Raw genomic sequence first — 489 nt, forward strand, 5'->3', positions numbered from 1 at the left:
TTGCGGGTACTCGTGTATGAGAGCGCGCAAGCAGATTTTCTTTCGGTAGTGCCAAGGAACTGCGCCGTTCAACCAGAAGTCGATTTGTGCGATGTCGAAGTCGTTGCCGAGCGCCATCACATACATGTGCTCGGGATCAACAATGAAGTGATCGCGCACTCGCGCATCTATCGTGGTCAACCAGTAATCGGTCAGTTCGCGCTGGAACTGCTCAAGATTGATCGAATCTGCCTGACCCGTGACCAGTGAACTTCGCGCCGCTTCAGATTGATTCAGCCACCAGAAGAAGGCGTCGGCCTCGATCTTTCCACCACGATTAAGCTGCTCTTGGAGATTGAGGTTCCACTTCATGCTGTCGATGATGCCGATGCCGGGCACCACCGAGCAAATGCCGACCGATAGAATCGGGGAGCCGACGCGCAGCCCCAGACTCTCGATATCGATCATGACGAATGTCTTTTGCCCTATTCCGTGTTTCGGCTTGATATC

Annotated in this window: 1 protein-coding gene; it reads right to left on the reverse strand. The window is 53.8% G+C overall.

Annotated elements, in window-relative coordinates; genetic code table 11:
* Positions 1-447, reverse strand: a 447-nt coding sequence (locus AC1RPX_RS07660; RefSeq protein WP_481763315.1) for a 3'-5' exoribonuclease domain-containing protein, incomplete at its 3' end; no start/stop codon positions are given.
* Positions 448-489 lie beyond the last annotated feature (42 nt).

The sequence above is a fragment of the Dellaglioa sp. CoH-56-MRSF-14 genome, from assembly GCF_056782115.1.